Annotated in this window: 29 protein-coding genes; 14 read left to right on the top strand and 15 right to left on the bottom strand. The window is 64.0% G+C overall.

The genetic code is table 11. From position 1 onward, the window contains the following. Position 1: 1 nt before the first annotated feature. Together ACFWO3_RS19480 and ACFWO3_RS19475 are read right to left on the bottom strand one after the other, a co-directional pair. Positions 2-739 (bottom strand): ABC transporter ATP-binding protein, encoded by a 738-nt coding sequence (locus ACFWO3_RS19480; protein WP_378580836.1) that lies wholly within the window; start codon positions 737-739, stop codon positions 2-4. Continuing rightward, positions 736-1,782 (bottom strand): ABC transporter permease, encoded by a 1,047-nt coding sequence (locus tag ACFWO3_RS19475; RefSeq protein ID WP_378580833.1) that lies wholly within the window; start codon positions 1,780-1,782, stop codon positions 736-738. Before ACFWO3_RS19475 ends, ACFWO3_RS19480 begins: the two co-directional genes overlap by 4 nt. Positions 1,783-1,953: 171 nt before the next feature. Between ACFWO3_RS19475 and ACFWO3_RS19470 the strand changes: the two genes are divergently transcribed. From ACFWO3_RS19470 to ACFWO3_RS19455, 4 genes are all read left to right on the top strand, one after another. Continuing rightward, a complete protein-coding gene (locus ACFWO3_RS19470; protein ID WP_378580831.1) occupies positions 1,954-3,159 on the top strand; it encodes a sensor histidine kinase in 1,206 nt (401 codons plus the stop codon). Beyond that, positions 3,156-3,773, top strand: coding sequence for a response regulator (locus tag ACFWO3_RS19465; RefSeq protein ID WP_378580829.1), 618 nt, complete (start codon positions 3,156-3,158; stop codon positions 3,771-3,773). Before ACFWO3_RS19470 ends, ACFWO3_RS19465 begins: the two co-directional genes overlap by 4 nt. A gap of 76 nt (positions 3,774-3,849) precedes the next feature. Further along, entirely contained in the window at positions 3,850-4,917 is a 1,068-nt protein-coding gene (locus ACFWO3_RS19460; protein WP_378580827.1) for a beta-ketoacyl-ACP synthase III, read from the top strand. A 44-nt stretch (positions 4,918-4,961) separates the two neighbouring features. Further along, complete coding sequence (locus tag ACFWO3_RS19455; protein WP_378580825.1) at positions 4,962-5,258, top strand: hypothetical protein; 297 nt, start codon at positions 4,962-4,964, stop codon at positions 5,256-5,258. Between the two features lie 4 nt (positions 5,259-5,262). On the opposite strand, the gene ACFWO3_RS19450 is transcribed toward ACFWO3_RS19455, so the two are convergent. The 4 genes from ACFWO3_RS19450 to ACFWO3_RS19435 all read right to left on the bottom strand — a co-directional run bounded on the left by ACFWO3_RS19450 (position 5,263) and on the right by ACFWO3_RS19435 (position 9,075). Next, complete coding sequence (locus ACFWO3_RS19450; protein WP_378580823.1) at positions 5,263-5,367, bottom strand: methionine/alanine import family NSS transporter small subunit; 105 nt, start codon at positions 5,365-5,367, stop codon at positions 5,263-5,265. After that, positions 5,364-6,890 (bottom strand): sodium-dependent transporter, encoded by a 1,527-nt coding sequence (locus tag ACFWO3_RS19445; RefSeq protein WP_378580872.1) that lies wholly within the window; start codon positions 6,888-6,890, stop codon positions 5,364-5,366. The genes ACFWO3_RS19450 and ACFWO3_RS19445 overlap by 4 nt, the downstream gene beginning before the upstream one ends. A gap of 150 nt (positions 6,891-7,040) precedes the next feature. Continuing rightward, the gene (locus ACFWO3_RS19440) at positions 7,041-7,493 is read right to left on the bottom strand and encodes an SRPBCC family protein (RefSeq protein ID WP_378580822.1); all 453 of its coding nucleotides are present in this window, start codon (positions 7,491-7,493) and stop codon (positions 7,041-7,043) included. A 28-nt stretch (positions 7,494-7,521) separates the two neighbouring features. Then, a complete protein-coding gene (locus ACFWO3_RS19435; protein ID WP_378580820.1) occupies positions 7,522-9,075 on the bottom strand; it encodes a succinic semialdehyde dehydrogenase in 1,554 nt (517 codons plus the stop codon). Between the two features lie 115 nt (positions 9,076-9,190). Here ACFWO3_RS19435 and ACFWO3_RS19430 point away from each other — a divergent pair, with 115 nt between their 5' ends. After that, complete coding sequence (locus ACFWO3_RS19430; RefSeq protein WP_378580818.1) at positions 9,191-9,619, top strand: PPOX class F420-dependent oxidoreductase; 429 nt, start codon at positions 9,191-9,193, stop codon at positions 9,617-9,619. A gap of 79 nt (positions 9,620-9,698) precedes the next feature. Here the strand turns inward: ACFWO3_RS19430 and ACFWO3_RS19425 are convergent, their stop codons facing one another. Next, positions 9,699-10,118: a cupin domain-containing protein gene (locus ACFWO3_RS19425; protein ID WP_378580871.1), complete on the bottom strand. Its 420-nt coding sequence runs from the start codon at positions 10,116-10,118 to the stop codon at positions 9,699-9,701. Between the two features lie 252 nt (positions 10,119-10,370). Between ACFWO3_RS19425 and ACFWO3_RS19420 the strand changes: the two genes are divergently transcribed. Beyond that, a complete protein-coding gene (locus tag ACFWO3_RS19420; RefSeq protein WP_378580816.1) occupies positions 10,371-12,218 on the top strand; it encodes an AMP-dependent synthetase/ligase in 1,848 nt (615 codons plus the stop codon). 39 nt (positions 12,219-12,257) lie between these two features. Next, positions 12,258-13,028, top strand: coding sequence for a MerR family transcriptional regulator (locus ACFWO3_RS19415; protein ID WP_378580814.1), 771 nt, complete (start codon positions 12,258-12,260; stop codon positions 13,026-13,028). A 6-nt stretch (positions 13,029-13,034) separates the two neighbouring features. Here ACFWO3_RS19415 and ACFWO3_RS19410 read toward each other — a convergent pair whose 3' ends face one another. Continuing rightward, positions 13,035-13,679 (bottom strand): antibiotic biosynthesis monooxygenase, encoded by a 645-nt coding sequence (locus ACFWO3_RS19410; RefSeq protein WP_378580812.1) that lies wholly within the window; start codon positions 13,677-13,679, stop codon positions 13,035-13,037. Positions 13,680-13,681: 2 nt separating this feature from the next. Further along, positions 13,682-14,311 carry a nucleoside deaminase gene (locus ACFWO3_RS19405; protein WP_378580810.1) on the bottom strand — a complete coding sequence of 210 codons (630 nt, stop codon included), beginning with the start codon at positions 14,309-14,311 and terminating at the stop codon, positions 13,682-13,684. Between the two features lie 19 nt (positions 14,312-14,330). Here ACFWO3_RS19405 and ACFWO3_RS19400 point away from each other — a divergent pair, with 19 nt between their 5' ends. Both ACFWO3_RS19400 and rraA read left to right on the top strand, forming a co-directional pair. Further along, positions 14,331-14,717: a DUF5313 family protein gene (locus ACFWO3_RS19400; RefSeq protein WP_378580808.1), complete on the top strand. Its 387-nt coding sequence runs from the start codon at positions 14,331-14,333 to the stop codon at positions 14,715-14,717. Positions 14,718-14,741: 24 nt separating this feature from the next. Next, positions 14,742-15,212: a ribonuclease E activity regulator RraA gene (gene rraA, locus ACFWO3_RS19395; protein WP_378580804.1), complete on the top strand. Its 471-nt coding sequence runs from the start codon at positions 14,742-14,744 to the stop codon at positions 15,210-15,212. Positions 15,213-15,288: 76 nt separating this feature from the next. On the opposite strand, the gene ACFWO3_RS19390 is transcribed toward rraA, so the two are convergent. Further along, on the bottom strand, positions 15,289-15,519 hold the full coding sequence (locus ACFWO3_RS19390; RefSeq protein WP_378580802.1) for an RNA-binding S4 domain-containing protein: 231 nt from the start codon (positions 15,517-15,519) through the stop codon (positions 15,289-15,291). Positions 15,520-15,604: 85 nt separating this feature from the next. On the opposite strand from ACFWO3_RS19390, the gene lysX reads away from it, so the two are divergent. Together lysX and ACFWO3_RS19380 are read left to right on the top strand one after the other, a co-directional pair. Next, a complete protein-coding gene (gene lysX / locus ACFWO3_RS19385) occupies positions 15,605-18,898 on the top strand; it encodes a bifunctional lysylphosphatidylglycerol synthetase/lysine--tRNA ligase LysX (protein WP_378580800.1) in 3,294 nt (1,097 codons plus the stop codon). 34 nt (positions 18,899-18,932) lie between these two features. Beyond that, positions 18,933-19,751, top strand: a complete 819-nt coding sequence (locus ACFWO3_RS19380) for an alpha/beta fold hydrolase (RefSeq protein ID WP_378580798.1) — start codon at positions 18,933-18,935, stop codon at positions 19,749-19,751. On the opposite strand, the gene ACFWO3_RS19375 is transcribed toward ACFWO3_RS19380, so the two are convergent. Next, on the bottom strand, positions 19,732-20,340 hold the full coding sequence (locus ACFWO3_RS19375; protein WP_378580870.1) for a TetR/AcrR family transcriptional regulator: 609 nt from the start codon (positions 20,338-20,340) through the stop codon (positions 19,732-19,734). The two genes, ACFWO3_RS19380 and ACFWO3_RS19375, sit on opposite strands and share 20 nt — an antisense overlap. Positions 20,341-20,510: 170 nt before the next feature. Between ACFWO3_RS19375 and ACFWO3_RS19370 the strand changes: the two genes are divergently transcribed. Further along, positions 20,511-21,389: a metal-dependent hydrolase gene (locus tag ACFWO3_RS19370; protein ID WP_378580797.1), complete on the top strand. Its 879-nt coding sequence runs from the start codon at positions 20,511-20,513 to the stop codon at positions 21,387-21,389. A gap of 38 nt (positions 21,390-21,427) precedes the next feature. Further along, positions 21,428-22,588 carry a hypothetical protein gene (locus ACFWO3_RS19365; protein ID WP_378580795.1) on the top strand — a complete coding sequence of 387 codons (1,161 nt, stop codon included), beginning with the start codon at positions 21,428-21,430 and terminating at the stop codon, positions 22,586-22,588. Here the strand turns inward: ACFWO3_RS19365 and ACFWO3_RS19360 are convergent. Genes ACFWO3_RS19360 through ACFWO3_RS19350 form a run of 3 tightly spaced genes read right to left on the bottom strand, consistent with a single transcriptional unit; the run spans position 22,541 to position 24,848 of the window. Further along, positions 22,541-23,674 carry an ABC transporter permease gene (locus ACFWO3_RS19360; protein WP_378580793.1) on the bottom strand — a complete coding sequence of 378 codons (1,134 nt, stop codon included), beginning with the start codon at positions 23,672-23,674 and terminating at the stop codon, positions 22,541-22,543. The genes ACFWO3_RS19365 and ACFWO3_RS19360 overlap by 48 nt on opposite strands. Positions 23,675-23,678: 4 nt before the next feature. Further along, on the bottom strand, positions 23,679-24,518 hold the full coding sequence (locus tag ACFWO3_RS19355; protein WP_378580791.1) for an ABC transporter ATP-binding protein: 840 nt from the start codon (positions 24,516-24,518) through the stop codon (positions 23,679-23,681). A gap of 36 nt (positions 24,519-24,554) precedes the next feature. Beyond that, on the bottom strand, positions 24,555-24,848 hold the full coding sequence (locus ACFWO3_RS19350; RefSeq protein ID WP_378580789.1) for a putative quinol monooxygenase: 294 nt from the start codon (positions 24,846-24,848) through the stop codon (positions 24,555-24,557). Positions 24,849-24,922: 74 nt separating this feature from the next. Here ACFWO3_RS19350 and ACFWO3_RS19345 point away from each other — a divergent pair, with 74 nt between their 5' ends. After that, complete coding sequence (locus tag ACFWO3_RS19345; protein WP_378580787.1) at positions 24,923-25,828, top strand: SDR family NAD(P)-dependent oxidoreductase; 906 nt, start codon at positions 24,923-24,925, stop codon at positions 25,826-25,828. Between the two features lie 16 nt (positions 25,829-25,844). Here the strand turns inward: ACFWO3_RS19345 and ACFWO3_RS19340 are convergent, their stop codons facing one another. Continuing rightward, on the bottom strand, positions 25,845-26,744 hold the full coding sequence (locus ACFWO3_RS19340; RefSeq protein WP_378580785.1) for a cutinase family protein: 900 nt from the start codon (positions 26,742-26,744) through the stop codon (positions 25,845-25,847). Between the last annotated feature and the right edge of the window lie 66 nt (positions 26,745-26,810).

Genomic DNA, 26,810 nt, shown 5'->3' with positions numbered 1-26,810 from the left:
TTCAGGCAGCGGCGGCGTATCGATCGAGACCGAGGGCTCCGTCCACCACGCGGTAGACGGTGTCCATCCGACCGAGATGAGCTTGGTCATGGGTGACCAGGAGAGTGGCTGCGTCGTGCTCGCGCGCCACGCCGAGGATGAGCTCGATGATGGCCGCACCCCGCTCCTGATCGAGCGCAGATGTCGGCTCGTCGATCACCAGAAGTGCAGGGTCGTTCATGAGCGCACGAGCAATGTTCACTCGCTGCCTTTGACCGCCCGACAGCTGCGCAGGACGCTTGCGCGCATGGTCGGCCAACCCGACCGCATCGAGCAGGCCCATCGCCTTCTCACGGGTGGCCTTCCGGATACTGCGCGGCGTGAAGATGCGCTGCCCGAGATGGGACATGGCTTCGAGCTGCTCGAGCGCACTGAGCGAGGACACCATGTTCGACTGCTGGAAGACGATGCCGATGTTGCTTCGCCTCAGCTCCGAAGCATCGCCGCGGCTGAGCGACGCGATGTCGGTCGTCCCTTCCTCGCTGCGAAACAGCACCCGGCCGGAATCCGGGCGGATCAGCGTGGACGCCACCGCGAGCAGTGTCGACTTACCGGAGCCGGAGGGACCGGTGATCGCGGCCACCTCGCCACGGCCGAGTCGCAACGACACGTGGTCCAGCGCGGTGATGCGACTCTGCCCGTCCGGGAAGGTGAGCGTGACGTCGTCGATGTCGAGAACGGTCTTGTTGTCGGCAATCATCGTGAACCTCCGAGTGCAGTGAGTGGATCCGTGGTGGCGAGGAAGCGAAGGGCGAACGCAGCGCCGACGAGGCCGAGGCCGATCAATGCGGCTGCGGGAACAAACGTGGTGGACGCGTCGAGAACGAACGGCATGGCGTCGCCGATGAGACTGCCGACGACTGCGGTGATGCCGATTCCGACGGCGACACCCGCAACCAGCACGATCAGTGCTTGACCGAGCGCGTCGCGGATCAGTGAAGACGTGGTGGCCCCCAACGCCTTCAGAGTGGCGATATCGGGCATCCGCTGGATGGTCCACACCGTGAAGAAGGCGCCGATCACCAAAGCCGAGATCGCGAACAACATCAGCGTCATCAGGGTGAGCGATCCGTTCTCGGATTTGTAGGAGCCGATCGCGTTCAGCGAATCCTGGACGCTCGTCGACGACGTGGAAGCGGCTGCGTCCGCGGCTGCTTCGTCGTGCACGCCGCTGACAGCGAGCACTGTTGCTTCGCCTCCGCGAGGGTTGTTCTGCTGCCAATCGGACAGTGTCATCCACACGACTGGGGTGTGGCTGTACCAGTCGTCTCCGTCGACCGCACCGACCGTGAACTGGTCCGAACCGATATCGACCGTGTCGCCGACCGCGGCCCCCAATTCCTTGGCGGCCCCCTCACCGAGAACGACCGTGCCCGGATCGGCCGGGGTGCGATCGCCGAACCCGGCGTCCGCACCGAACAGCGAGACCGACTTCTGGGCCTGGTCGGCGAGCCCGGCCTTGCCGCGTCCGATGCCGATCGGGTCCACCGTGTCCGCATTGGCCTGCCACGTGGAAATCTGCGCTGCGGACAGCGAAGATTCGTCGAACGAGGGGTCGGCACCGTTGTCGGCGAACACCACACGGTCCGCCGACACCGATTCGATGGCGGAAATGTTCTGGTGGCCCAAACCCGCCGTCAATCCGCTGAGGAAACTGACGAGCAGCGCCACCAGCAGAACGACGATCGAGATGAGCGCGAAGCGGCCCCGCGCAGCACGCAGGTCCCTCAATGCGACGAACACGACGTAGTCCTTTCGTTCGAAACCACCCTCGTGTGGCTTCGATACCCACTCTGTCGCGATTCGTCGCCCGTTCCATCGCACGTCGGATGGGGTTTTCGGTGTCGAAGGTTGGTGGTCGGACTACAACTTTCGATGGATGCCGACAACGCTATTCTGGCTAAGCTGGGCGGGATGCACCGATCACCCCTGACGCCCGTGTTCGCCGGCCTGCAGCTGAGCATGCATGTATTGGTCGGCGCGCTGACGGCTGTCGTGTTTCTGCGGGCAGTACTTCTCGATGCCCCGCACAAGATTCCGATCGCGGTGCTCTCGGTGCTCTTCGTCGCCGGCTATCTCTTCGGGCTCGCCCGCCATTGGCGTGGGGTGAAAATGCACGTGTGGCTTGCCGGCGGCACGCTCGTATGGCTGGCTCTCATGTGTCTTACCCCGGACGCGGCGTACATAGCCTTCGGCATGTTCTTCCTCTATCTCCACCTGCTACGTCCGCCGTGGAGCCTGATCGGCGTTACTTTTGCCACGGCCGTTGCCGTGGTTGGCACCGCGGCCCACCGCGGTTGGTCGGTGGCCGGCGTCGTCGGTCCGGTGTTCGGTGCGTGCGTGGCCGTGGCGATCGGACTCGGCTACCAGGCGCTGTATCGGGAAGCGGCAGAACGGGAACGAGAATCTGCCGAACGCCAGCGCCTGATCGACGAATTGATGAACACCCGCGAAGAGCTCGCGGTTCAAGAGCGCAATGCCGGTGTGCTCGCCGAGCGCGAAAGACTCGCGCGGGAAATCCACGACACCGTGGCGCAAGGGCTTTCGAGTATCCAAATGCTGTTGCACGCCGCCGAACGGGCAGCGCCCGATCACCCTGTCCTCGACCGAATCCATATGGCGCGCGACACCGCAGCCGACAGCCTCGCCGAAACTCGCCAGCTGATCGGCGATCTCACGCCGGCTGCACTGGACGGACAATCACTGGCCGAGGCACTCGGGCGTATCTGCGAGCGCGCGAGCAGCGATGCTCTGCGGGCTGAAGCAGTCGTGGAAGGCGAGGCAGTTCGGCTGCCGATGCCACTCGAGGCGGCGCTCGTGCGCATCGCTCAGGGCGCCGTGTCGAACGTGCAACGTCACGCGAACGCGTCCCGCGTGGCGGTCACACTCACCTATGCTCCCGATGTGGTGAGTCTGGACATCGTCGACAACGGCGACGGATTCGACGTCGAGGTTCTGCGCCGCGCGCCCGCCGAATCCTTCGGGCTCAATGCGATTCGCCGACGGGTCGAGATGCTGCACGGGACGATGAACGTGGAGTCCGAGCCAGGCCTCACAGCCGTGGCGGTGTCGTTCCCCGTGCACGGTATTCCTGTCCATGAATCCGAGGTGACCGCATGATCCGCCTGCTCCTCGCGGACGATCACGCCATCGTTCGTGCTGGGCTCCGCGCCCTGCTCGACGGGGAGGACGACATCGAGGTCGTGGGCGAGGCTCCCACCGCCGAGGATGCGGTGGCGTTCTGTTCCACCACGGCCGTCGATCTGGTCTTGATGGATCTCCGCTTCGGCCCCGGGAAATCGGGGGTGGACGCCACCCGCGCACTCAAATTACTGCCCGAGGCCCCGCACGTACTCGTCGTGACCAATTACGACACCGACGCCGACATCCTCAGTGCCGTCGAGGCCGGGGCAAGCGGTTATCTACTCAAGGACACACCACCCACCGAACTGCTGGCCGCGGTGCGTGCGGCGTCTGCGGGTGAGAGCGTCCTGTCGCCCGCCATCGCGTCGAAGTTGATGACGCGGGTTCGTAAACCGGAGACGAGTCTGAGCCCTCGTGAGATCGAGGTGCTGCGATTGGTCGCGTCCGGCAGTTCCAACCGGGACATCGGCAAAGCGCTGTTCCTTTCGGAAACCACGATCAAATCCCACCTGGTCCACATATTCGGGAAGCTCGGTGTGAGATCACGAACCTCGGCAGTGGCGCGTGCACGCGAGCTGGGCGCGATCTGACCGGAAACGAATCGCCATCGCGCGGCGAAGTACAGTTACGCACGTCACCGCCGATACGTATACCGAAGGGTCGAGCATGGCAATCGCGAGCAACACCGGGCGCAGCAACGTCGCAATGTTGGGAATCGGCGCATGCCGCCCGAAGCGCCTGGTCAGTAACGACGAGGTGTGTCAGGTTCTCGACTCTTCGGACGAGTGGATCTACGAACGCAGCGGCATCCGCAACCGCCGCTGGATCAGCGGTGACGAATCGGCTCGGACCCTCGCGGAAACAGCTGGTCGACGCGCGATCGAGAATTCCGGCATCCCGAAGGAAAAGATCGGCGCACTGATCCTCGCCAGCAGCAGCTGGAAGACGAAGATTCCACACGGGGCTCCCATCGTCGCCTACGACCTCGGTATGAACGGCATCCCCGCGTACGACGTCGGGGCAGGCTGCGGCGGCTTCGGATACGCCCTCGGCATTGCTGCAGACACGGTCCGCGCCGGCTCCGCAGAGTACGTGCTGGTGGTCGGTGTCGAAACCATGTCGGTCGTCATGGATCCGACCGACCGCGGCACGGCGTTCATCTTCGCTGACGGCGGCGGCGCTGTCGTCGTCGGTCCGAGCGAGGAGAACGGCATTTCGCCCACCGTGTGGGGCAGCGATGGCGAGAACGCCTCGGCGATCGGCCAGAACATCGACATCCCCGCATACATGGACCGCGCTCAGGAAATGCAGGGCCTCGACCCGGAAACCGACCCGGTCGGGCGCATGGTGGTCACCATGGAGGGCCCGCGCGTCTTCCGCTGGGCGGCCATCACCCTGCCCAAGGCTCTCAGCGAGGCCATCGAGCTCGCGGGCATCGACAAGTCCGAGCTCGATGTCTTCGTTCCCCATCAGGCCAACGCACGAATCAACGACCTCATGGCCAAGAACCTCGGCCTGCCGGACGACGTCCCCGTCGCCAACGACATCGAGAACACCGGCAACACCTCGGCCGCATCGATCCCGCTCGCCATGGAGGAAATGCTGGCCACCGGGAAGGCGAAGGGCGGCCAGACCGCACTCCTGCTCGGCTTCGGTGCGGGTTTGAGTTACGCCGGTGCCGTCGTCACGTTGCCTCCCGCCCCGAAGGTCACCAGTTTCGACGATCTGGACTGACTCACAATGTGACCGGTGGTTCGGCTTCGTACGCCTGATGCAGGATGCCGACCAGCAACGGGTATACCTGGACTCCAGGAGTTCATCACCACCCCTGCAATCTGTGCGCTCAGCTCGTGCGTGCGGATCGGGCGGGTGTACTGATCGATCTCGGGGGTCGCGAGCTGCCGTTGCAAGATCCTCGTATCCACGGCGCCGGACGCCTCGACCCGTGCGCCGTCCCGGTCGTGGTCGAGCACCTCGACGATTACGACGCACGGATCGCCGGTCTCGTCACCACCCGGAACTCGCTCCAAGGACTCATCGACGCCTCGACACCCGCCGCTGGCCTGCGGGACTGAACCCTCACTCCTCGTCGGGGTGCTTGTGGAGATGGATCAGGCTCAGCGCCAGTCCGCCCCAAAGCACCACCAGCGCGATCACCATCATCACGATAGATGTGAAGCTCACGAGTACTCACCAACCTTCGTCGTGTCGGGTGCGTCGTGCTCGGGCGTGTACTCGAGGTCGTCGGCAGAGCGACGCCACGGTGTGAAGGTCAGCAGAATCGCGACGACCACGATCAGCCCCTGAGCGGCCCATCCGAACGCCGTCACCAAGCCGTTCGGCAAATCGTTGTACCCGTCGTTGATCCGGGTGACCACCTCGTTGATCAGCATGTACGCGAGAACGATCGGGGTGATGACGCCGAGGAATACCCGCCAGACGATGCCGACCTTGAACGAGGAGACGGCGTTGAGGTGATCCTGCATCTCGGGCAGGCGACGCAGAACCCACGTCACCGTGACCACGGCGATCAATGCCACCGACACGATGCCGATGTTGTTGGCGAAGTTGTCCACGATGTCGAGGGTGTTGAGTCCGGTCGCCGTCGGGAACAGCAGCAGCGAGACGACGGTCATCGAGCCGCCGACACCGATGACCGCAGGCACCCGGCCGATGCCGAGCTTGTCCTGGACTGCTGCCACGCAGACCTGGACGATGCTGATGAGCGACGTGAATCCCGCGAAGAGCAGAGACACGAAGAACAGCACACCGAAGAACGGCCCGCCCGGCATCGAGGAGATGATGGTCGGGAACGCGATGAAGGCGAGACCGATTCCGCTGTCGACCACCTCGGCGACCGGGACACCGGAGATCGAAGCCATGTAGCCGAGGGTCGCGAAGACACCGATTCCGGCGAGCATCTCGAAGCCACTGTTGGTGAAACCCACCACCAGGCCCGAGCCGGTGAGGTTGGTCCTGCGCTTGAGGTACGAGGAATACGTGATCATGATTCCGAAGCCCACGGACAACGAGAAGAAGATCTGGCCGTACGCCGCGATCCAGACACTGGAGTCGGTCAGGGCCGACCAGTCGGGGTGGAAGAAGGCGTCGAGTCCGATGTTCGCGCCCTCGAGAAACAGTGAGCGGACGACAAGGACACCGAACAGGGCGATCAGTACCGGCACGAAGAACTTGGCCGATGCCCCGATGCCCTTCTGTACCCCCAGTCCGAGGATGACCAGAGTCGCGATCCATACCAAGAGCAGCGGGAACACCACTCCCGGTACGAAATCGAGGCCGAAGCTGGAACTGCTGTCCTGCTTCAGGAAGTCCTCACCGAAGAAGGTGGCGGGGTCGTCGCCCCACGCCTCGTTGAACGAGAAGAAGACGTAGCGCAGCGCCCACGCGATGATGACCGCGTAGTACACGGCGATGACGAAGCAGATGCCCACCTGCCACCACCCGAGGAACTCGGTGGGCTTCTTCAGACGACGGAAGGCGAGCGGCGGCGAACCCTTGAACCTGTGCCCCAAGGCGTAGTCGAGGAAGAGCAGCGGAATTCCCGCTGTCAGAAGCGCGATCAGGTACGGGACGATGAAAGAACCGCCACCGTTCGAATACGCCACGTACGGGAATCGCCAGATGTTGCCGAGGCCGACAGCAGAGCCGATCGCCGCCAGGATGAACACCGTGCGGCCGGACCACATCTCGCGCTTTTGTTCCACCGCAGGTTCCACTTCGTCAAGGCCTTTCGCTGTGCCGTGTTCCCGGAGCTCGATCGTCCGGCCCCGCGACACTATCGACTGTGGGCCGAAACCGTGACATTTCACCCAACATGCGGTGCCGGTGGCACACGACTACCGGCGCGCGACCTCGAGTTCTGTCTTCATGCTCTCCAGCGTCCGCTGCATTCCGTCTCGCATGAGTTCGTCGCGTCCGCGGCCCAGCAGTTTCGTCTTCTGGATCAGCTGCACGTACAGGGGCGGACTACCGAACTTGGCACGAGACTCCGTGACGAGTGTTCCGGTGTCCGAAGGCTCGAGCTGATACGTCCAGCGCGTCTTGGACTGGTGCACCTCGAACGAGAACAGTTCTTCCGGAACGGACTCCACCACCACGCACTGGGTGCTCCAACGGACCCAGCCGTGGCGATTGCTGCCGGTGAAGCGGGAGCCGACCTCGGCCGGAGTTCCCGCTGTCCACCGCGCGCCGGTGTTCTCCGGGCTGAACCTGCCCATCCCGGACACATCCGTCACCAGGTCCCAGACTTCGGACGCAGGTGCGTCGATGTGGATACTCACCGAGTCCACGAGGTCACCCCTTCCGCATCCACGAGGGTCACCGACCCGGCAGCCATTTCAGCGCCTTCACGAACGGAGGCATCACCTTCGCCCAGAGCTTCGGTGGCAGCCCGCGCGGCCCACCGAGGTTGAGGAGTCGAGTGGTGGCCACGGTCTGCTGTTCGGTGTACTTGATCAGACCGTCGGGTCCGTGCCGTCGGCCGACGCCGGAGACGCCCATTCCGCCCATCGGCGCACCGGTGCTGCCCCAAGCGGGCGCGTAACCCTCGTCCACATTGACGGTGCCGGAGCGTACCCGAGCGGCGATTGCCTCACCCTCGGCCTTGCTGCCTGCCCAGACACTGGCGTTGAGTCCGTATTCGGTGTCGTTGGCCCGCTCGATCGCCTCCTCGACGTTCTTCACCGGGTACACCGACACGAGCGGACCGAACGTCTCCTCGCGGTAGCACTCCGCATCCTCGGGAACATCGGTGAGCACGGTCGGCTCGTAGAACAGAGGGCCGAGGTCGGGACGGGCCTTACCGCCTGCCAACACCTTGGCACCCTTGGCCACGGCGTCGTCGACATGACTGGATACGGCCTTCACCTGGTCCTCGGACACGAGGCTGCCCATCTCGATTCCGAACTCGTAGCCGGGGGCCAGCTTCATGTTGCCGACTCGTTCCCCGAACATCCGACCGAACTCGGGTGCGATCGATTCCTCGACGTAGATCCGCTCGATCGAGATGCACAGCTGACCGGAGTTGGAGTAGCAGGCTCGCACTGCGGCGTCGGTGACCTCGCGCAGGTTCGCACCGGCGGCAACAATCATCGGGTTCTTGCCACCCAGTTCGGCGGAGAAGCCGATCAGGCGTCGACCTGCCTGCTCGGCGAGGAGCTTGCCGGTGGCGGTGGACCCGGTGAACATCAGGTACTCGGTGTTCTCGACAAGCGCGGTGCCGACGACCGATCCGGGGCCCGGAACCACCGCGAACAGGTCACGCGGGAGGCCGGCCTCGTACAGCAGCTCGACACACGCCAGCGCACAGTACGGGGTCTGGCTGTCCGGCTTGAGCACCACGGCGTTGCCGGCGAGGATCGCGGCGATCGCGTCGGACACCGCGAGAGTCATCGGGTAGTTCCACGGCGAGATGACACCGACGACACCCTTGGGGTGATACCGCACCGTCGCTTTGGTGAGTACCGGCAACATTCCCGTCACGCGGTGCGGGCGCAGCAGTTTCGGCGCGACGCGGGCGTAGTGTCTGGCGGTCATCGCGATGTCGAGGACCTCCTCCTGCGCGGCTGCCCTGGACTTGCCGGTCTCGGCCTGAGCCATGTCCATGAGAGCGTCACGGTTCTTCAACACCAGGTCGCGGTACCGGTGGAAGATTTCCGCGCGCTCGGACACAGGACGTTTCGCCCATTCTGCCTGGGCGACGCGGGCGCGGGCGATGGCCTGCTTGGCGTCGTCTGCGGTGCCGACGGGAATGGTCGCGATCTCCTTGCCGGTGAAGGCCTCGACCACAGGGCGGGTCGGGCGATCGGCAGCATCGGGAATTGCGATCAGTTCGGAAAGACGAGCGAACGTCGCGGCGGACGGAGCAGGCATCTCTAACACCCCTACTGGTGAGTAGTTCCTGGAGTTACAGACAACCTACCCGCTTGGTGGCGCGTCTCACAGAGTCGGACGATCTACCAGCGTCTTCCCGACTACGCTGACGGATATGGCCGAGCGCATGAGCGATGCCGAATGGCGGACTTTCGTGACCGAAGGAACCAGAACCGCGAAGCTGTCGACGGTTCGCGCCGACGGAAGCCCACACGTGGCACCCGTCTGGTTCACGCTCGACGGAGACGACATCGTCTTCAACACCGGCAAGGACACGGTCAAGGGCAGAAACCTGACCCGTGACGGACGGGCCACGCTGTGCGTCGACGACGAACACCCACCGTTCGCATATGTGATCGTGACCGGTCGGGCGACCACGAGTGAAGGCCTCCCTGGCGTCCGGCACTGGGCCGGGAAGATCGCCGCCCGGTACATGGGCAGGGACCGCGCCGACGAGTTCGGCGCTCGAAACGGGGTGCCGGGCGAGCTCGTGGTTCGACTGCACGTCGACAAGGTCCAGGCTTACCGCGGTATAGCGAACTGAACTGGGTTAGCCATGCCTCGGGTGAGCGTGTCGTCGGTGATCCCGAAGGAATGCGTCATCAATGGAAAGACTTCGGTTGTCAGCGACCAGCGCGAAGGTCCTCGCGGTCTCGCCACCACTGCGGTGCGTCGACGAAGTGGTTGTCGTACTCGTCCTGCGCGGCAGCGAGTTCTTCGGGTCTCGCTTCGCCCGACTGGATTCGGGCGAGCAGCCGAAAGTACCCGAACCGTTCGACTCCGGGCGTCAGCACGATCAATAGGCGCACGTCGGAATCGGGTGTCGCCCCGAAGGCGTGCGGCATCAGCTTCGGGACCATCAGCGAACCGCCTTCCGTGACCGTCTCGATCCGGTCGCCCGCCATGACGCGCAGTTCGCCGGCGACCACGTAGAACAGTTCCGAGGACAGGGTGTGGAAGTGCGGGAGGGCACCGTCGGCATCTTTCGCCAACCGAACCTCGAGTGAGCTGACTGCGCCGTCGGTGTCGGAGGCGTCGAACATCAAGTGCATGCTCGAACCCAGGTTTCCGAGCGGTTCGACCGTGTTGGAATTCCTGATTTCCACCGCCGTCATCCTTCCAGACAATCAGTGTCGTTCGCAGTTCACACGAAAGTGATGCGCGGAAGGTCCGACGATAGGTGGACGGCGAGACGTCGACCGCTGCGTTCTTCGTCGCCGGTGGTCTGTGCGCGATCGTCGCAATCGTGTCACTTTCCATCACGAAGGAGGCCCCGCCGGTGCGATGATCGAACCATGGCAATTGCACGGGCGTCGGAAGAAGTGATCGACAGGGAACCGATCGACAATCGGGCACAGTCGGTCGCGCGCTTGTTCATCGACCGGGTGGCAGCAACACCGAACGACGAGGCCTACCGGTTCCCCGAGCGGGGAGGTTGGGCAAGCGTCACGTGGGCCGAGACGGGGACCCGTGTCACCGCCCTCGCAGCAGGTTTGATCACCCTTGGTGTGCAACCGGAGGACCGAATCGCACTCGCGTCGTCGACCCGCTACGAATGGGTCCTGGCGGACCTGGCTGTGATGTGCTCCGGAGCAGCCACCACGACCGTGTATCCATCCACGACGGCACCGGACGTTGCCTACATCGTGTCCGACTCGGGTAGCCGGATCGTGTTCGCAGAAGACGAGTCACAGCTCGCCAAGCTCCGTGAACATCGCAGCGAGCTCGCAGCCGTCGAGAAGGTGGTGCTCATCGACGGCACTCCCGACGCCGCCGATGACGACTGGGTGATCACGTTCTCGGACCTTCAGAACCTTGGCACGGAGTTGCTGTCCGAGAGCCCGGACGTCGTGGCGGATCGCATTTCGGGAATCACGCCCGATCATCTCGCAACCCTCATATACACCTCCGGAACCACCGGCAAACCCAAGGGCGTTCGGCTCCCGCACTCGGCGTGGACCTACGAGGCCGCCGCCATCGACGCCATACACATCCTCGATTCGAAAGACTTGCAGTACCTGTGGCTCCCGCTGTCCCACGTGTTCGGCAAGGTGCTGCTCACCCTGCCGTTGCAGATCGGATTCCCTACCGTTGTGGACGGTCGGGTCGACAAGATCGTCGACAACCTCGCGGTCGTGAAGCCGACGTTCATGGGCGCCGCCCCACGCATCTTCGAGAAGGCGTACGCCAAGGTCTCTGCCACCATCCGCGAGGAAGGTGGCGTCAAGGAGAAGATCTTCGACTGGGCAATCGGTGTGGGGCTCGAAGCGTCCCGTGCACGGCAGGCAGGCAAGAGCCCGTCACTGCTGGTGAACGCGCAACTTGCGCTTGCAGACCGGCTTGTGTTCTCGACCGTACGGGACCGGTTCGGCGGTCGCCTGCGCTTCTTCATCTCGGGGTCAGCAGCCTTGGACAAAGACGTGGCGCAGTGGTTCGACGCGGTCGGGATCGTGGTCCTCGAGGGCTACGGGCTGTCGGAGACGAGCGCCGCCAGCGTCGTGAATCGTCCGGACGCGTATCGGTTCGGCACGGTCGGCTGGCCCGTTCCCGGCACCGAGGTTCGCATCGCCGAGGACGGCGAGGTACTGGTCAAGGGTCCGGGCGTGATGACCGGATACCACGAGAATCCGCAGGCCACAGCGGATTCTCTGAACGAGAACGGTTGGTTCCACACAGGCGACATCGGTGAGTTGGACACGGAGGGCTACCTGCGTATCACCGACCGCAAGAAGGACATGTTCAAGACGTCCAACGGCAAGTACGTCGCTCCGTCGGCCGTCGCCGCGACGTTCAAGGGCATCTGCCCGTACGCCGGCGAGATCATCGTCAGCGGCGAGGGAAAGCCCTACTGCGTTGCCCTCATCAGCCTGGACGTCGAAGCGATCACCGAATGGGCCGAGAAGAACGGCATGGCCGGACATTCGTTCGGCGAGATCTCGCAGGCACAGGCGACCCGCAACCTGATCGGCGGTTACATCGAAGAGCTCAATGCCGAACTCAACCGCTGGGAGCAGGTCAAGAAGTTCCGCATCCTGAACCGGGAGCTGACCGTCGAAGCGGGCGAGATCACCCCCAGCATGAAACTCAAACGCAAGGTCGTGATCGACAATTTTTCCGACGAAATTGCGGCGCTGTGTAACTGACTTGACCCTCACGCGACGTGAGGCTGCACGGTGGTTCCCGTGAGCGAGAAACACACGGTCGGCGTGGTCGCCAAGCTCGTCGGGGTGAGTGTGCGAACACTGCACCATTACGACGACATCGGTCTGGTGACCCCGTCCGAGCGAACGGCAAGCGGATACCGCAGCTACTCCGGCGCAGACGTCGAACGTCTGCACCAGGTGCTGCTGTACCGCGAGCTGGGGTTTCCCCTCGAGGAGATCGCGACCCTCCTCGACGATCCGTCCGTCGACGCCATGGCGCACCTGCGCCGCCAGCTCGAACTGCTCGACGAACGAATCGATCGCTTGCATCGCATGGCCGCGGCCGTAGAGAAGATGATGGAGGCGAGAACCATGGGTAACCAACTGACACCCGAAGAACAGCGTGAGATCTTCGGCGACGACTGGCCGGCAGAGGAGTACGCGGCCGAGGCCGAGCAGCGTTGGGGTGACACCGACGAGTGGAAGCAGTCGCAGGAGCGCACGGCCAACTTCACCAAAGAGGACTGGCAGAAGGTCAAGGAGAACACGGACGCGCTGATGGCCAAGCTGGCCGAGGGGCTCGCCAGCGGCGCCGCCCCTGGCTCCGTCGAAGCCAACGCGCTTGCGGAGGATCATCGCGCCAGCATCGCGCAGTTCTACGACTGCGGTTACGAGATGCAGGTGTGCCTCGGCGAGATGTACATCCAGGACGAGCGGTTCAAGAAAACGTACGACGACGTCCGGCCCGGACTCGCTCAGTACGTTCGGGACATCATCGTCACGAATGCCGAGCAGCAGCAGGCAAAGTAGGCCCGCTCATGTCAGCCACGCGAACAGCGCGGCCACACACCCGAGGAACAGGAGTGACACCCCTGTTCCGATCAGATCGGTGTGCGGCCGCGCGTTCTCGCGAGGTGCCAGCCAGAAGCCGAGGACTCGGGTCACCGTCGGCATCACCACCCAGGTCAGCAGGGCGACCGACGCGATATTGCCGACCAACAGGCTCGACCACAGTGGGGCACTCTCCCAGAGATCGTTCAGCACGACGGTCAGAATCACCACCGTCGGGTAGAGACCGACGAGGACGGACATCGCGGTCTTCCAGGAAGCGGGTTCACCGCCCTCACCGGCCGGAATCCACGCCCCGAACGGACTTGCCATCCGGTGCACTGCGAAGTCCTTGAACTCCTCTGCTTCCGCGAGCAATTCGGCACGTCTGGGTGAGTTCATCCACGCCTCGAGGTGTGGGGTCGAGTCGAACTCGTACATGATCGTCCAGTCGTCCTGCACGCCCGGAACGGGATCGAACAGTTCCGCTCCGAGAAAGCCGGGAAACGTGCGCTCGACGGCGGTGACCCGCTCCTGCCACTCCCGAAAGTCGTCCTCGCTGCCGGGCGTGACCCGATGCGACACGAACACGGTTACCGAACTCTCCGATTCGGACCTGCTCGCGGCGGACATGATCAGTAAGGGTGGCGGTCCGTCTTCGACATCCAGGCACCGTACGCCTCGGCCCCGAGATCCGGCCGACACTGCTCGATCCGCACTCGTCGTTCCTCGAACGGGCGGGTGAAGTCCTGGTACTGGAAGTCGTCGTCGAAGCCGATGGCGCTGGTAGCCGCCAGGTCACTGGCGAAGTGGACCGCATCGAGCCTCGACCAGTAGATGGCACTCATACACATCGGGCACGGAGCGCCGCTGATGTAGATCTCCATGCCCATCAGCATTCGAGCGCGTTCGGGAACGACGTCGGCCGAGCCCTCCGGCTTCGGCACCAACGTCAGCGTCGACTCGTTTCGGTGGGCCTTGGCAATCGACGGTGCGTACGGGTTGAGGGCGGCGACTGCCCGCCGGATCGCTTCCACTTCTGCATGAGCGGTGACGTCTCCGGTGAGCAACACTCGATTCTGGCCGCGCGCGACGATCTCGCCGTCCCGAACGATCACCGCGCCGAACGGGCCACCCCAGTCGTTGTCCACGGATTCGACTGCCAACCTGCACGCTTCGGTCATCAACTCATCCGGTGTCATGGTCAATCCCGATCGTCGAAGCCCCTCTTCGAAGTATGCGCCCGGGCACAGACGCTCGTCCATGCGTCATATTCTGTGAGGTATGTCCGCATCGCAACGCCCCAACGTTTCCCAGTATTTCGGGTACCTGTTCGGGAAAACGCTTCCGGATTCCATGCAGGACTGGGTCCGCAACGACCTGGTCGGTCCGGGCGCCTCCGTCCGGTACGTCCTGCGGTTCACACTGCCGGCCGTGGCAGTGCTGTGCCTTTTCCTGCTGATCCCGGGTCCCATCTGGATCCCCTTGGCGATGATGGCGCTGCTGATCCTGCCGTTGCTGTACTTCGCGGTCGCGTTGCAGAACATCTATCGGCGTCACCGCCTTCTCAGTCACGGACTCGACCCCGCACTTCTCAACGAGAAGGCCCAGAGGCGAGCCGACCGCACCCGCGAGGACTACGAGCGGCGCCACGGGCGGGCTGCCGGCTGAGGGTGGCCTACTAAGCTGTTGCGCATGAGCGAACCAGTAGCGACAGCTGACCTGGCCGACGAAATCGGCCCCGAGATCCGTAGCTGCGATACGCAGTTCATCCAGTTCGGAGGCCGTGAAGTCTTCTCCGGCCCCATCACCACCATCAAGTGCTTCCAGGACAACCTGCTGGTCAAGCAGACTTTGGGTGAGCCGGGCAACGGCGGCGTTCTCGTCGTCGACGGCGACGCGAGCATCCACACCGCACTCGTCGGCGACATCATCGCGGGCCGCGGTGTCGACAACGGCTGGGCCGGTGTCATCGTCAACGGCGCGATCCGCGATTCCGCGATCCTGAAGACCCTCGACATCGGAGTGAAGGCGCTGGGCACCAACCCGCGCAAGAGCACCCAGACCGGATCCGGAGAGAAGAACGTCCCCGTCGAGATCGGCGGCGTGACATTCAACCCCGGCGAGACCGTCTACAGCGACCAGGACGGCGTCGTGGTCCGCTGATTTTCCCTCCCCTTCTCCCGACGAATGTCACACCGGTTCGGCTCACGCGAACCGGTGTGACATTCGTCGGGGTGGGTCAGGGGGTTTCCGACTCCACCCGAGCCGTCATGCCGCCGATCTCGACGACATCCCCGTTGCGTAACTGCCGCCCCCGCCGCACCTCCACCTCACCGTTCACCGACACCAGTCCGTCGGCGATCACTTCCTTGGCCTCTGCGCCTGATTCGATGAGGTTGGCCAGTTTCAGGAACTGACCCAACCGGATGGATTCGTCGCGGATGGGGACGCTGTCATGGATGTCGGACATGCCCCTATTCTCGCTGTTCCCCCCATCGAGCACCCCAACCGGCCAAACTGGTAGCAGACCCCGCCGTCTCGTTGGGAGGAAGTACGTGATCCAGACCCAGACCAAAACCGCCAGAGCGATCCCCAAAAAGGCTCCTCTGCACCAGGTTCCCCACATCGCCGGACTGATCCTCGGTGTCTTCTCGGTTGCGGTCTTCCTCTGGAGCCTCTCGCCGGTACTGCGGTACTACGTTCACTCTCCCCGCGAGTACGTGGACAACTACTACTTCGATGCGCCGGACACGAGTCTGTCGTGGGCTCTCGTCATCGGACTGTTGGCGGCGGCGGTGGCGAGCCGGAAACGAATCGCCTGGTGGATTCTGACGCTCTACGTCGTCCTGTACACCGTTTCGAATCTCGTGGACCTCATCTCCGACCGCGACATCAATGCCGCGGTCGCGCTGGTCGTGCACCTGGCCGTACTGGCAGTGCTGGTCATGTCGCGGCACGAGTTCTACACCAGGGTTCGACGCGGGGCGGTATGGCGAGCCCTCGGCGTTCTACTCGTGTGCCTGGCGGCGGGAACCCTGATCGGTTGGTGTCTCGTCGAGTTGTTCCCGGGCACACTGCCTTCGGGTGAGCGGCTGCTGTGGTCTTTCAACCGCGTCACCGCACTGTCCGCACTGGACAACGAGCAGTTCTCCGGCCGCCCGCACGGTTTCGTGAATACACTGCTCGGGTTGTTCGGTGCGCTCGCGCTTCTGGGTGCAGTCGTCACTCTGTTCCGTTCGCAGCGATCCAGCAATGCGCTCACCGGCCACGACGAGTCCGCGATCCGTGGGCTGCTGCAGGAATCCGGAAGCGAGGACTCACTGGGGTACTTCGCTACTCGTCGGGACAAGGCAGTCGTGTTCGCTCCCGGCGGCACGGCGGCGATCACCTACCGGGTGGAAGTGGGTGTGTGCCTTGCCAGCGGCGACCCCATCGGTGACGAGGAATCCTGGCCGCAGGCCATCGAGGCCTGGCGCCGGCTCGCTGCCGCGTATGGCTGGGCGCCCGCTGTCATGGGCGCAAGCGAGCGCGGGGCCACTGCCTACACCGAGGCCGGCCTCACCGCTCTGCAGCTCGGCGACGAAGCGATTCTCCGTACGAGGGAGTTCAGCCTGAGCGGCCGCGACATGCGGCAGGTTCGTCAGGCCGTGACCCGCGTCCGGCGGCACGGCGTGGAGGTTCGTATTCGCCGGCATCGGGACATCACCGCGGAGGAGATGACGAAAGTCGTCGAGCGCGCCGATGCCTGGCGCGACACCCAGACCGAACGCGGATTCTCGATGGCTCTCGGCAGGCTCGGTGACCGACTCGACGGGGACTGCCTGCTGGTAGAGGCCTACAACGAATCAGGCGACGTGCTCGGCATGCTCTCGCTGGTCCCCTGGGGCCCGAGCGGAGTATCTCTCGACCTCATGCGCCGCAACCCCAAGGCCCCGAATGGGGTTGTGGAGCTGATGGTGAGCGAGCTGGCGATGATGTCGAACCAGTTCGGTGTCACCAAGGTGTCGCTCAATTTCGCGGTGTTCCGATCTGTGTTCGAGGAGGGCAGCCGAATCGGAGCGGGCCCGATTCTTCGGGCTTGGCGTTCGGTGCTGGTGTTCTTCTCCAGGTGGTGGCAGCTCGAAGCCCTGTACCGATCCAACGTGAAGTACCAGCCCGAATGGGTGCCTCGCTACATCTGTTTCGAAGACAATCGCGAACTCCTGCGGGTCGGATTCGCTTCCGGAATTGCGGAAGGTTTCGTCGTGCTTCCGCGATTCGGCCGCTCCCGCGGGGTCACCGAGCACACGGGTATCCACGAGGTCCTCCCCGCAGGATTGGTGGCCACCGAAGGCCTCAACGCGGACGGTAGCCCTCCGGCGGGCAAGTCCGTCGCACCCACCGGACCACGCCGTCCGGAGCAGGTCCGCGTGCGCCTCGACAAGTTGGATGCGCTCGCCGCGGACGGCATCGATCCCTATCCCGTCGCCTACCCGCCCACGCATTCGGTGCGCGGCGCGATCGAGTCCCCCGAAGGCACGACGGTGCGTATCGCGGGCAGGCTGCTCCGGATCCGCGATTACGGCGGTGTGGTGTTCGCACTGGTCCGGGACTGGTCGGGAGACGTGCAGGTTCTCGTGGACGAAGCACGGGTGGGAACCGATCGGATTCGAGCGTTCTCGACCGAGTTCGACCTCGGCGATCTCGTCGAGGTGTCCGGTGTCGTCGGTTTCAGTCGTCGCGGCGAGCTGTCCTTGCTGGCCAACGAGTGGCGGATCACCGGCAAATGCCTGCACCCCTTGCCCGACAAGTGGAAGGGCATGTCCGATCCGGAGATGCGGGTACGGCAGCGGTACGTGGACCTGGCCATCAACACCGATGCCCGGCGTCTGCTCGAGGCGCGCAGTGCGATCGTCAAATCGTTGCGGGATTCCCTCGGTGGGCGCGGGTATCTCGAGGTCGAGACGCCGATTCTGCAGCAGGTTCACGGCGGCGCGAACGCGGCACCTTTCCTCACGCACATCAACGCGTACAACCTGGACCTGTATCTGCGGATCGCCCCGGAGCTGTACCTAAAGCGGCTGTGCGTCGCCGGGCTCGAGAAGGTCTTCGAGATCGGACGTGTCTTCCGCAACGAGGGTGTCGATTTCAAGCACAACCCGGAGTTCACGATCCTCGAGGCGTACGAGGCGCACAGCGACTACGAGCAGATGATGGTGCTGTGCCGCGAGCTCATCCAGACGGCTGCGGTCGCCGCTTTCGGACGCGAGATCATCAAGCGCCCCGGTCCGGACGGCAAGCTGATCGACGTGGACATCTCCGGTGAATGGCCGGTCAAGACGATGCACGAGGCTGTTTCGGAGAAGCTCGGGGTCGAGATCGGCCCGGAAACTGAACTCGGAGACCTGCAGAAGCTGTGCGACGAGCACGAAATTCCGTATCAGTCGTCTTGGGACGCGGGTGCGGTGGCGCAGGAGATGTACGAGCACCTGGTGGAAGACGACACCGAATTTCCTACCTTCTACACCAATTTCCCCACCTCGATGTCGCCGCTGACGCGGCCACACCCGACCATCCCTGGTGTAGCAGCGAAGTGGGACCTGGTTGCGTGGGGCGTCGAACTCGGAACCGCATACAGCGAGCTGACCGACCCGGTCGATCAGCGAAACCGTCTTACCGAGCAGTCGCTGTTGTCGGCCGGCGGCGACGAGGAAGCCATGGAGTTGGACGAGGACTTCTTGAAGGCACTCGAGCATGCGATGCCACCCACGGGTGGTCTCGGGATGGGTGTCGATCGCATCGTCATGCTCATCACCGGCGGCAGCATTCGCGAGACGCTGGCCTTCCCATTGGCGAAGCCGAGGCAATGAAGCAGGTCGGTTCCACGTGAAACCTCCTGGGCATATGGTCTCGGGGGTTCACGTCGTCGTGGGCGGCGCGGGCCCGCCGGTGGTCATCTGCTCGGGCCTCGCCGGGCATTGGTTCGACTGGGACGACACTGCCGAGATCTTGGCTCGGGGCCACACGGTGATCCGATACGACCGACCCGGCTACGGTTCGAGTCCAGCCGCCACGGCGCCGCCCGAGGTCCGCACGGAGGTTGCCCGAATCGTGGCGATCCTCGACGCCCTCGCGATCACCCAGACTGCAATTCTTGTGGGGCACAGTCTCGGTGCCGTATACGCGGAGGCATTCGCGCGACTACATCCGGCCCGAACCCGCTCCTCGACGCTGCTCGATCCAGCTTTCAGTGTGCGTCCGCGCCGACTGATTCCCACCCGATGGCGGGTGACCTCGGCGCGCACAGTTTCGCATCTGATCAGCGCCTACGGGGTGCAACGCCTGCTCGGTCCCCTCACCCGGCGGCTACTCGACCATTCCGTCCCACCCGGCGGATTCACCGAACAAGCCCGGAGGCGGACCGCCGAGTTCGACCGACAGCCCCACTACCTCGAGGCGACTCTCGTCGAGAATGCCGTGTTCCCTTCGTTGGCACTCGAACTCGCGGGCATCAGAACTCGTGCGCCGCTGACCGTTCCGGTCACCGTCGCCGCAGCCGACACCGGGCGCCCCACACCGTGGGGAGTTCTCTGGCTCCGCCGAATGCACTCGTTCTCGCGGATACTCGGTGCGCGCTACGTGGTCGTCCGACCGGCACACCATCAGGCCATGATCGACAGACCGGCCGAGGTGGCGAAGGTGATCAGCGAGAGCGATCACTGAGGGCGGCGACCGCAGATCCCACCCATCGACGCAGGTAACCCCGGAGTTCGACCTCGCTCGGCGGCGGACTTCCCGGGGAGATGAAGAACGACTGCATGGTCCGCAGCTGGTACTCGACGAGTTCACGCAGGAGAGGTTCGTCGAAACCGCGTCGTTCCCAGTCGACGTCGAAGCGTCTGATCATCGTCATTCCGAAAACACGCGCTTCGTCCGACGTGATCCCCTCGGCATGGGAATGCGTACCGGACAGCATGATGCCGAGCTGCGGAATGCGTGGCGCTTGGTCGAGTGTGTAGATGATGGCCTCGACCACAGCTTCCGCGGGATCGTCGATGCCGGCCACGTGCTGTGCGAGACCGTCCAGAAATCCGCCGACGGCGGCAATGGCAGCGGCCCGAAGCAGTGTGTCGGTACTGGGAAAGTACCGGTAGACCGTCTGGCGGATGACTCCGAGAGATTCCGCGACGTCCGCAATGCTGATCGCGGTGCCCTTCGTGCCGATGAGTTCCATTGCGGCGGTGACTATTCGATTCGACGCTTCTTCGTCGCTTCCGGGCGGAGTACCACCCCAACCGCGCCTGCCTGCCACTTCCCGTCCCCTGCCTGTCACGATTCACCGTAATGCAAATGGGCGCAGCGCACTGCCCGACCCTCCCGACGCCTGCGGTCGGAGTGATGTCCGGAATCTTCATCATACAAGCAAGCCATTCTGTGTATGGTGTCCGCATCGATCAACCCGTACGAGACGAGGTGGCCCACATGTCCGACCTGCACCCCCGAAAGATGGACTTCGCGTTCGAGGAACGTGACGTGCCGTTCGTCTGGAACCCGGACAATCCGGCCTGGTCGAGCATGTCGAACGCGATCTCGTTCCTGGCTGTCGGTTTCGAGAAAATGATCGTGAAGGCGATCATGCAGGCAAAACCGCGCATGACCGATCCGAAGGTCGCCGACGAGGCCGCGGCCTTCATGCGTCAAGAAGGACACCACTCGGCCGCTCATCGCCAGCACGTGAAGGCGCTGATAAACCGATACCCCGGGCTCCAGAACACTCTCGATGCGGTGATCGGCGAGTACGACCTTCTCGCCGAGGCAACCAGCTTGGACTACCGCCTCGCATACACGGCAGACCTGGAAGCAACCTTCACGCCGGTGTTCAAACTGATGCTCGACAACGACGCGACGCTCTTCCGACCGGGCGACGACCGGGTTGCCTCCCTGTTCATCTGGCATTTCGTCGAAGAAGTCGAACACAGAAGCTCGGCCCTGATCATCTTCAATTCCCTTGTGGGCAGCGAGCTCTACCGGACGAGGATGGCTCCGTCGATCTTCACGCACGTCATGAAGGTGATGCGCATCGCGTCGGCAGGGTTCAACCTGCATGTGCCGATGAAGGATCGGAAGGTCGATGCGATGTCGATGTTCGCCACGCACCGCGCCAAGCAGAAGGTTCTCACCTCGTTCGCGCCGTACCTGAGCAAGGGCATCATGCCACGAGCCTTCGACGGACTCGGGCGTGGCGAGCAGTTCACGGCACTTGCCGGAATCATTCGCAGTCAGATGCCGCATCACGACCCCTCGCACGAGAAGCTGCCTGCCCTCGCCGACGAGTGGTTCGCTCGATACGACGCAGGCTAGGACTGCACTCGCTGGTACACGGCGGCGGTGAACTGCTGATGACGGATCTGTGCTCACCCACTTTCGATCAACTGTCGACGGCACTCGGATTCTCGTGTGCCGAAGCGGGCGGCCTCGTGGAGATCCGCAACCCGTTCGCGCTCGAGAACTGGACGTTGCCGGTTCTCGAAGTCACCATCGTGCTCGGGTCGGTGCTTGCTCTCGTCTTCGCGATCCTGCGCTGGCGACGGCACGGTGACCCGACCACCCTGGCGCTGTGGTTCGGCGCGACCGCGTATCTCTTCATCATCGAGCCGCCGCTCTACTTTCCGGGAGCGTTCGGGATCGAGGAGCACGTGGACACGATGTTCGCGCACAACGTGTTCACCGTGGACTTCCTGTGGGGACGCCTCCCCCTTTACATCATCGCGATCTATCCCCTGATGGCCACGTTGGCATTCGAGATCGTCCGCATGCTCGGTGTGTTCCGCCGATACGGGGTCGTGGTCGGCGCCGTCTGCGTGGGATTCGTGCACCACGCCTTCTACGAGATTTTCGACCACCTCGGGCCGCAACTGCGGTGGTGGGAATGGTCGACCACCAACCCGCTCAATCAGCCGATGTTCGATTCGGTGCCACTACCGAGCGTGGTGGTGTTCGCGACGCTGTGGCCGCTGTCGTTGGCTCTGTGTGTGCAGTTCTTCGTGGGTCGCCACGTCGACTGCGGCCGTGAATTCTCGGGGCTCGAACTGTTTTGGCGCACAATTGTCATCGGCATTCTGGCATCCGCGGGCACCTTCGTTCTGCCGCTTCCGGCGACGGTGTTCGGAATGGGGAGCGACACGGTACGGGGGATTCTCTACGCGGCCGAGCTGGTGGTCGTCGTGATAGTTGCGATTCCGGTCCTGTTCCGGCAATGGTCGCGACTACACAGGGAGACAACTGATCTGCCGGGTTACTCGAACGATTTCGTCCGCATCTACAGCGTGGTGTATCTGGGCGTGATGGGCGTGTTGTGGGTGTCCGCGTTGCCGGACTACTTCGGCGCGGTCGACGGGGTGACGGACGAGGGCGATCCCCTCGGGAACCTTTGGTTCACGGGCGCCTGCTTCGTGATCGCAGTTCTGTGTGTTGCGGCTGTGCTCGACGTATCGCGCAAGCCCCCGAATGGATCAAGCGATCCGGACTCCCTTGGGAAGCTTGCCGGCCGGCACTCGTAGTCGTCGTGCGGCGATCGTCACCCCAATGCCGCCGAAGACGATGTTTGCCAATAGGCCGAGATACCAACTGTCTCCGATCCGTCCGCGCTCGTGGGCTTCCTGCTGTCGATAGAACGACTGCTCACGTGGAGCCGGATCGGTGCTGTAGGAGGAACGTTGGTCGGCACATGTGGGTGCTGCGACGTACGGACCCGTCCGCGCGCTCGAGAGAAGCTGGGCTATCGAGGAGACCACCGTGGGATCCGTGTTCGTGGACCCTGCGAACGAAGAGCCCATCGATGGAAAGTCATTGGTGGCAACCACGTCCGGAAGGACGAGGAAGGGGTTCGGCGCCAGCAGCCACCAGGTGCGCTCGGTGTGGTAGAACGTCTCGACCTTCTCCACGTCCCGGCAGGTCGGGTAGTCGGAAGGATTCGCACTCGCCGTGTATTCCGTGCCGGCAACCCGATGATCCTGTGCGGTGGTCGAATACAGCAGCCCGAATACTGCGGGCAATCCGAGGATCAGGAAGAAGACGGTCGCCTGTGTCAGTACTGCGGACCCAGCGGGGCGAGCGGTGAGTGCCGAGAAACCGAGACCGATACCGCAGAAGCAGGCGAACAGCAGACACAGGACGAGGGCGCCGAGCACCCCACGCCCGATGCCGTACGGCGCCTCGATGATCCCCCACACCAGGTACGGAGAGGCGACCGCCACCAGGGCGAGGCACGAAACCCAGTTGCCGATGAGCTTTCCGATGGTCAACTGCCAGTTGCTGATCGGGGTCGCCTGCACGACGGCGAGGGTCGCGTCTTTGCGGTCACCGTTGATCGCAGTGGCACTGAGCGTGGGAGCCAGCACGATTCCGAGGAACAGCTCCACTGCCATGACGATCGCGTAGAGATTCTGCGCCCAGTCCCGGTAGTCGGCACTGCCCGGGCTCATCGAGACGTACATCGACCCGAAAACGATGAGAGACACCGCAGCGAAGGCGATTGCGAGCGTGACCTTCCATCGCGTGGTGCGCAGGCGCTGTCGTAGCTCCAGGCCCACCAGTACGCCGACTATCGACCACCATCGACGAGTGTCGTTCATTGTGCTGGTCACGGCTTCAGGTCCTCTCCGCGTCCAACGCGAGATACGCGTGTTCGAGTTCGGTGTCCACACGCGAGAACTCGGCAACACGAGTTCCGGCCGCGATAAGTTCGCCCAACCGCCGTGCAGCAGCCTCCTCGTCCGGAAAGCGCTCGGTCGTGGCCGACGCCGCTGACTGACCGACCTCCCGTATCCGCCACAGGTGACCGTCGGAACGCTCGGAGTCCCGGGTGCGCCCTTCGGTCATGATCACCACGTCGTCGACCATCTCCGACAGTTCGGTGAGGATGTGCGAGGAAACGAGCACCGCGCAACCGTCCCCGGCCATCGAACGCAGTTGATCCCGCAGCTCCATGCGTGAGCGCGGATCCATTCCGGACGCGGGTTCGTCGAGCAGGAGAACCCGAGGCCGATTGACCAGCGCACGCGCGAAGCCCAGCCGCTGTTTCTGTCCACGCGACAGCTCGTGCGCCGGCCGGTCGGCAAACGCCGACAGGTGCACCAGGTCCAGGAGCTCTGCAGCCCGCCCACGCGCCGCTCGAGGTGGCATAGCGTGCAACCGACCGAAGGTCGACAGAATCTCGCTGGCCGTCAGGCTGTCCCAGGTTCCGAACACATCCGGCATCCACCCGATCGCCGCCCGCAGCTGCGCCGACTCCACATCACGGTCGTCGAGCATGATCGAGCCGGAATCCGGAGCGAGAAGTCCGGCCAACATGAGGAGCAGTGTCGTCTTGCCCGCACCGTTCGGACCGACGAGCCCGGTGATCGCACCCGGAGTCAGTGTGACATCGGCATTCGCGACGGCGCAGTGGCGACCGAAAGTGCGAGTCAGTCCGCGAGCCCTCAGAACCATGCCGTGACACTAGCCGAGGCCCGTGCAATTCACCCCTCAGCCCATCGGTGTCAACGGGTGAATTGCGGGCTGTCCGGCGAGGAGTTCGCCGAACACGGCAACAGCGTTCTGCATGTGCTCGGACTTCATGTGGGTGTCCAGGTCTTCCTTCGCACGCCAGGTTTCGATGGTGACGAAGGTGCCCGGCTGCGCCGCGGACTCGAACAGTTCGTACGCAATGCAGCCTTCTTCGCGGCGGCTTGCTGCGGCAAGTTCGCTCAGCGCGCCGCCGAGTGCTTCCTCGGATCCGGGTTTCGCGGGAATGGTCGCGACGACACGCAGTTCTGCCATTGGAGTCCTTTCGTCGGGGCCACGAATGTGGCCGTCGTCACGAACGTACACAGTGAATCGGGCAAGATGGAGTCATGAGTCTTCTGAAGGACGTCCGTGGCTGGCGCAAGGGTGCGAAGAAGCAGCGTCGGTTGCGTGACCTCACCGGCACTCTCGTGGTGGTCACCGGGGCGGGTAGCGGAATCGGCCGTGAAACTGCGCTCGCGTTCGCCGCCGAGGGTGCGATCCTGGTGGTCAGCGACATCGATCTGGAGACCGCACAGGAAACTGCGGCGCTCATCAACGACCCGAGTTCCGTGGGCGGCGCCGAGGCCGTGTTCGGTGGCGGGGCACACGCCTATCAGCTCGACGTGTCCGCAGAGGCGGCAGTGACGCAGTTCGCCGAGGACGTGCTCGAGGAGCACGGCGTGGCCGACATCGTCGTCAACAACGCAGGCATCGGCTACTCGGGCACCTTCACCAAGACCACCCAGCAGGCCTTCGAACGAGTCATGAACATCAACTTCTGGGGGGTCGTGTTCGGGAGCCGCGCGTTCTCCGCCCAGATGATCGAACGGGGAACCGGCGGCCACATCGTGAACCTGTCCTCGGGACTCGGCTACACCCCGCAGAAGGAGCTCACCGCCTACGCCACCAGCAAAGCTGCAGTACTCATGCTGTCCGACTGCCTGCGCGCCGAACTGGTGCCCCACGGGATCGGCGTGAGCACCATCTGCCCGGGCGTCGTTCGCACCAACATCGTCAAGCACACGGGGTTCGCAGGAGTCGACCCGGATGAGGAACGTTCGAAGCAGGACAGGGCCGACAAGCTCTACCGGAAACGAAACTTCGGACCGGAGAAGGTCGCAGCCCAGATCGTGAAAGCCGTGAAGACAAACAAGGCCGTGGTGCCGGTGACCGCGGAGGCCAAGTTCGGGCGGGCGATGAGTCGCCTCTCCCCCGGAGCCATGCGCGTCGTCGCACGCTTCGACATCGACTGACGATGCGAGGCCCGCGTCAGATCTTGCCGCGAAGCCAGTTCTGCATCCATGCGGTGGCCGACGTGCCGGCACCGTCGACGGGATACGTGGCGTAGTCCTGGTGGACGGTCGAACCGTAGAACTGCTCGAGCTTCTGGATCCGCTCGTCGTTGGACGGCTCGTCCAATTGACTCATCAGAGTGGGGAGCCCGCCTGCAGCCATCAGATCGTTGAAGATCGACTGCGCTTCCTGCTGGAACTGGCCGAATTGGCCCGGTGCGGTACCCGAGATCTGACCGAGGAACCCTGCGAATCTGGAAACGAAGTCGTCCTGCGGGGTCGAGCAGTAGAGGTCTCCGACCGCACAGATGGTGACGACCTTGTCGCTGATCCACCCGAAACCGCCGATCCGGGCTCCGCCGACACCAGCCCCGACGACGCGCGCGCCGATCTGCACGTCGGACGGCGACCTGCGCGGGTCGGAGATGAGGCCGACTGCGGCCATCCGATCGGCGGGCACCACGCCGAGCCCGGTACCGATCTCCGCTGCCACGTCACCCGCGGCATCGGCTCCCTGGCTGTATCCGACCAACGCGAGATCGGTGCTCGCGCACCGGTCGGCCATCCCCTTCAGCAGGGCTTTCGCCCCGTTGACTGCCTGTGCTTTGGAACGCCCGTAGACCTCGGTCTCCCACGGGAAGGCGGTGGCCGAATACGTGACGTAGTCGGTCTGCACCGAGCTTGGCAGGCCACCGGTCACACCGGACAGCAGCCCGGGACCGGGACTTCCGCCGTTCGACGTCTCCCACGTCCCCGGCACCGCAACGACATACATGCTGGGGCACCCACCCGGATCGGCCTGCGCTGCAGGGGCTGCGACGGCGGGAACCAACGCTGCCGCAGCCAGCGAGGTGAGAAGCGCGAGAAGACGTTTCATGGCACGCATACTTTCATCACGACATGACCTGCATTTACACGACCGGTAGAACGAAAGTTACCAAAC

This window comes from Rhodococcus sp. NPDC058521, from assembly GCF_042719695.1.
GTDB lineage: Bacteria > Actinomycetota > Actinomycetes > Mycobacteriales > Mycobacteriaceae > Rhodococcus_F.
The sequence above is the reverse complement of the archived record's forward strand: the minus strand, read 5'-3'. Positions and strand labels throughout refer to the sequence as shown.